This window comes from Aldersonia kunmingensis (assembly GCF_001646865.1).
Classification (GTDB): domain Bacteria; phylum Actinomycetota; class Actinomycetes; order Mycobacteriales; family Mycobacteriaceae; genus Aldersonia; species Aldersonia kunmingensis.
This window is the reverse complement of the sequence record NZ_LRRB01000259.1, coordinates 1-4,952: the sequence shown is the minus strand read 5'-3', so window position 1 is coordinate 4,952 and position 4,952 is coordinate 1. Positions and strand designations below refer to the sequence as shown.

The following is a 4,952-nucleotide window of genomic DNA, read 5'->3' as shown; positions in this document are numbered from 1 at the left end:
GTGCGCGCGCTGCACCCGGTTCTCCCAACAGATCGCCGGCGACCCGTTCATCGAAATGCTCGAGCGCGGCGCGCTCCAGCAGGTTGGGATCTACGAGAAGGAGCCGTTCGACTCCTACTTCTCCGGCAACACCGTGCAGGTGTGCCCGGTCGGGGCGCTCACCGGCACCGCATACCGCTTCCGCGCGCGCCCCTTCGATCTGGTGTCGAGCCCGTCGGTGTGCGAGCACTGCGCGAGCGGATGTGCCCAGCGGACTGATCATCGCCGCGGCACCGTGCTGCGCCGCCTCGCCGGGGACGACCCCGAGGTCAACGAGGAGTGGAATTGTGACAAGGGCCGGTGGGCGTTCGCGTACGCGACCCAAGCCGACCGGATTCGGACTCCCCTGGTGCGCAATGAGGCCGGCGAGTTGGACCCAGCATCGTGGTCCGAGGCACTCGCGGCCGCCGCCCGCGGACTCTCGGCCGCGCGCGGCGCCGCGGGCGTGTTGGTCGGCGGGCGGTCCACCTTGGAGGACGCGTACGCGTACGCCAAGTTCGCACGGGTCGCGTTGCACAGCAACGATATCGACTTCCGGGTCCGCGCCCACTCCGCCGAAGAGGCCGCATTCCTTGCCGCGCGGGTCGCCGGGCAACACATGTCGGTGAGCTACCGCGATATCGAGGACGCTCCGGCGGTCCTGCTGGTCGGCTTCGAGCCGGAAGAGGAATCGCCGATCGTGTTCCTGCGGCTGCGTAAGGTGGCTCGCAAGAACGGCACCGCAGTGCTCTCCATCGCGCCGTTCACCACCCGCGGGTTGGCGAAGATGTCCGGGCAGCTTGTGCAGACCTCGCCGGGACGCGAGCCTGAAACACTTGCTGCCCTGCATAATTCGCCGGAGCTACGCAAGCCGGGCGCGTTGATTCTGGTGGGCGAACGGCTCGGCGCGGTTCCGGGCGGACTGTCGGCGGCACAGCGTCTCGCGGAGGCAACCGGGGCACGGCTCGCGTGGATTCCGCGCCGGGCGGGCGAGCGGGGAGCCATCGAGGCCGGCGCACTGCCCGAACTCCTGCCGGGCGGTCGGCCGGTGTCGGACGAATCGGCGCGTGCCGAGGTCGGCGCGCTGTGGCGCACCGATATTCCGGCGGAGCCCGGCCGCGGCACGGCCGAGATCCTCGCGGCGGCCGCCGATGGGACGCTCGCCGGTTTGGTCTGCGGCGGAGTGGATCCCGACGATCTTCCCGACCCGGAGGCGGCGCGAGCCGCGATCGAGGCCGCGCGATTCGTCGTGAGCCTCGAGCTTCGCCACAGTGCGATCACCGAACTCGCCGACGTGGTGTTCCCCGTCGCGCCCGTCGCCGAGAAGGCAGGAACGTTCCTCGACTGGGAGGGCCGGACCCGGCAGTTCGAAACCGCGCTGCGCGGCACCGACGCGCTCCCCGACGCCCGGGTACTCGATGTGCTGGCCGGTGAAATGGGCGAGTTCCTCGGCGTTTCCGATCCGGCGGCCGTGCATGCCGAGTTGGCCCGGCTCGGCACATGGCAGGGCGAGCGCTCCGAGCAACCGGACGCAGCCACGGAACCGGTACCCGACCCCGGCGCAAGCGAGGCGGTCCTGGCGAGCTGGCGGATGCTGCTCGACGCCGGCCGGATGCAGGACGGCGAGCCGTACCTCGCGGGCACCGCGCGCGCCGCGGTCGTTCGGCTGTCGTCGGCCACGGCCGCCGAGATCGGTGCGGCGCCCGGTGATGCCGTCATCGTCTCGACCGATCATGGGGCGATTACGCTCCCGCTCGAGGTCGCCGACCTGCCGGACCGGGTGGTGTGGCTGCCGCTGAATACCCCCGGCGCCCAGCTCTATCGGGAGCTTGGCGATGCTGTCGGGAAGGCGGTCTGGATCCACCTCGCGGAGGTGGCGCGATGACAATCCTCGCATCGGACTACGACCCCACGCTGTTCGGCAACGATCCGTGGTGGCTGATCGTGGCCAAGGCCCTCTTCGTATTCGTTTTCCTGCTGATGATCCCGCTCATCGGCGTCTACGCCGAACGCAAACTGTTCGCCAAGATGCAGATGCGGATCGGCCCGAACCGGGTCGGCCCGAAAGGCCTGTTCCAGAGCGCAGCCGATGGCATCAAGATGGCGTTCAAGGAAGGCATCATCCCGGCCGGGGTCGACAAGCCGATCTACGTTCTGGCGCCGATCATTGCGGCAGTGCCGGCGTTCATGGCGTTCGCCGTGATCCCGTTCGGCCCCGAGGTGTCGATCTTCGGTCACCGCACCGCATTGCAGCTCACCGATATGCCGGTCGCCGTGCTCTACATCCTCGCGGTCACGTCGGTGGGCGTGTACGGCATCGTGCTGGCCGGCTGGTCCTCCGGCTCGACCTATCCGCTGCTCGGCGGGCTGCGGTCCTCGGCACAGGTCATCTCCTACGAGATCGCGATGGGACTGTGCTTCGCATCGGTGTTCCTGCTCGCAGGGACGATGTCGACATCAGGCATCGTCGGAGCGCAGGAAGACACCTGGTTCGTATTCGCGTTGCTGCCGGCGTTCCTCATCTACTGCGTCGCCATGGTCGGCGAAACCAACCGTGCGCCATTCGACCTGCCCGAAGCCGAGGGCGAACTCGTCGGCGGCTTCCACACCGAGTACTCGTCGCTGATGTTCGCCATGTTCATGCTCGCCGAGTACGTGAACATGGGCACCGTCTCGGCGCTGGCGAACACACTGTTCCTCGGCGGCTGGCAGGCGCCATGGCCGATCAGCATCTGGGACGGCGCGAACTCCGGTTGGTGGCCGATGCTGTGGTTCACGATCAAGGTCTGGATCTTCCTTTTCGTCTTCTTCTGGCTCCGCGCCGCACTCCCCCGCCTGCGTTACGACCAGTTCATGAAAATCGGCTGGCAGGTACTCATTCCGATCGCGCTGGTGTGGGTGATGGTGGTCGCCGCGGTCAAGGCGATGCGCAACGAGGGCTACGAGGTGAGCACGATCGCGCTGGTGTGCGCCGGCACCGCTCTCATCGTCATCGTCGCGGCGCTCGTCTGGCGTGCCTCCCGCGGTCGCGGCGGTGCCGAGCCGGGCGGCGTGCCCGCGATGCCCGCCCCCTTCAACCCGACCGCCGGTGGGTTCCCGGTGCCACCCCTGCCCGGCCAGCAGGTTCCCGACGCCCGCGAGCCGGTCGGCGTCGCACCCGCGCGAACCAGCGAGGAGAATCGCCATGCCTGAGATGCCCAAGTTCCTCGAATCCGTAGGCGGTTTCGGCGTCACGTTCACGACGATGTTCAAGAAACCGCACACCGAGTCGTACCCGGAGGAGAAGGTCCCGACCGCGCCGCGCTACCACGGTCGGCATCAGCTCAACCGCTATCCCGACGGCCTCGAGAAATGCATCGGGTGCGAACTGTGTGCCTGGGCCTGTCCCGCCGACGCGATCTACGTCGAGGGCGCTGACAACACCGACGCCGCGCGATACTCTCCCGGCGAGCGGTACGGGCAGGTGTACCAGATCAACTACCTGCGCTGCATCGGTTGCGGACTGTGTGTCGAGGCCTGCCCCACGCGCGCACTCACCATGACAAACGAATACGAACTCGCCGACGACAATCGAGCCGATCTCATCTACGAGAAGGACCGACTGCTCGCGCCGATGGAACCCGGCATGGATCCGGCCCCGCACGACATGGCACCCGGCACCACGGCCGAGGACTACTACCTGGGCAGAGTGCAGAGCGGATCGGGCGAGGGAGGTCGCGAGTGACCGCGACCCTGCTCGCCGCAATCGATCCAGTCGTACAGACGTCCACCGGTGAGGCAGTGCAGTTCTGGGTGCTCGGGACGCTCGCAGTTATTGGCGCCATCGGAGTGGTGATCTCGAGCAAGGCGGTCTACTCCGCGATCTTCCTCGCCGTCACAATGATCATCCTCGCGGTGTTCTACCTGGCCCAGGGCGCGATGTTCCTCGGTGTCGTGCAGGTGGTGGTCTACACCGGCGCAGTGATGATGCTGTTCTTGTTCGTGGTCATGCTCGTGGGCGTCGATTCATCGGATGCCCTCATCGAAACCCTTCGGGGACAACGCATCGCGGCGGCCGTTGCCGGTATCGGGTTCGGCATTCTGCTGATCGGCGGCATCGGCAATGCCACCGTGCAGGCCGACCTGGAGGGTTTCGTCGGGCTGGAGCAGGCCAACTCGGCCGGCAATGTCGAGGGGCTGGCCGAACTGATCTTCGTTCGGTACGTATGGGCGTTCGAACTCACCGGCGCGCTGCTCATCGCGGCGACGGTCGGCGCGATGATCCTCGCGCACCGCGAACGCCTCGGCGAACGCCGCTCGCAGAAGGAGATGTCGCAGGACCGCTTCAAGCGCTGGGCGGAAGTGGGCGCAGCAGAACGCGTGACGCCACTACCCAATCCGGGCGTGTACGCGCGCCACAACGCGGTGGACATGCCCGCGCTGCTGCCCGACGGCACGCCCTCGGACCAGTCCGTCAACGAGACCCTGCGCTCCTGGCCGGGCGCCCGCGACCGCACGGCCGACATAGCTGCGGCCACGAGACCGAACGGCGGAACCGATACCGAGGGGAGCGCGCGGTGAACCCAGCGAACTATCTGTACCTGTCCGCACTGCTGTTCACCATCGGAGCCGCCGGGGTGCTGTTGCGGCGCAACGCGATCGTCGTGTTCATGTGCATCGAGCTCATGCTCAACGCCGCGAACCTGGCCTTCGTGACGTTCGCACGGATGCACGGCAACCTCCACGGGCAAGTGTTCGCGTTCTTCACGATGGTCGTCGCTGCCACCGAGGTCGTGGTCGGCCTGGCGATCATCATGACCATCTTCCGAACTCGACAATCGGCATCGGTCGACGACGCGAATCTGCTGCGGAACTGACGGCGGGGCCGAATGAACACCGACGGAATCGCCGCCGCTACTTGGCTGCTGCCCGTGCTGCCGCTCGCCGGCGCGGCC

At 67.5% G+C, this 4,952-nt stretch carries 5 protein-coding genes; all 5 read left to right on the top strand.

Annotation, left to right across the window (positions count from 1 at the left end):
* A partial coding sequence (locus A8G08_RS20570; RefSeq protein ID WP_068278325.1) for an NADH-quinone oxidoreductase subunit G occupies positions 1 to 1,903 on the top strand: 1,903 nt, incomplete at its 5' end.
* Entirely contained in the window at positions 1,900 to 3,210 is a 1,311-nt protein-coding gene (gene nuoH / locus A8G08_RS20565; RefSeq protein ID WP_068278323.1) for an NADH-quinone oxidoreductase subunit NuoH, read from the top strand. The genes A8G08_RS20570 and nuoH, both read left to right, overlap by 4 nt.
* Position 3,211: 1 nt before the next feature.
* Positions 3,212 to 3,742, top strand: a complete 531-nt coding sequence (nuoI, locus tag A8G08_RS20560) for an NADH-quinone oxidoreductase subunit NuoI (RefSeq protein WP_068278321.1) — start codon at positions 3,212 to 3,214, stop codon at positions 3,740 to 3,742.
* The gene (locus tag A8G08_RS20555; protein WP_084436638.1) at positions 3,739 to 4,578 is read left to right on the top strand and encodes an NADH-quinone oxidoreductase subunit J; all 840 of its coding nucleotides are present in this window, start codon (positions 3,739 to 3,741) and stop codon (positions 4,576 to 4,578) included. Before nuoI ends, A8G08_RS20555 begins: the two co-directional genes overlap by 4 nt.
* The gene (nuoK, locus tag A8G08_RS20550; RefSeq protein WP_068278318.1) at positions 4,575 to 4,874 is read left to right on the top strand and encodes an NADH-quinone oxidoreductase subunit NuoK; all 300 of its coding nucleotides are present in this window, start codon (positions 4,575 to 4,577) and stop codon (positions 4,872 to 4,874) included. The genes A8G08_RS20555 and nuoK overlap by 4 nt, the downstream gene beginning before the upstream one ends.
* Positions 4,875 to 4,952 lie beyond the last annotated feature (78 nt).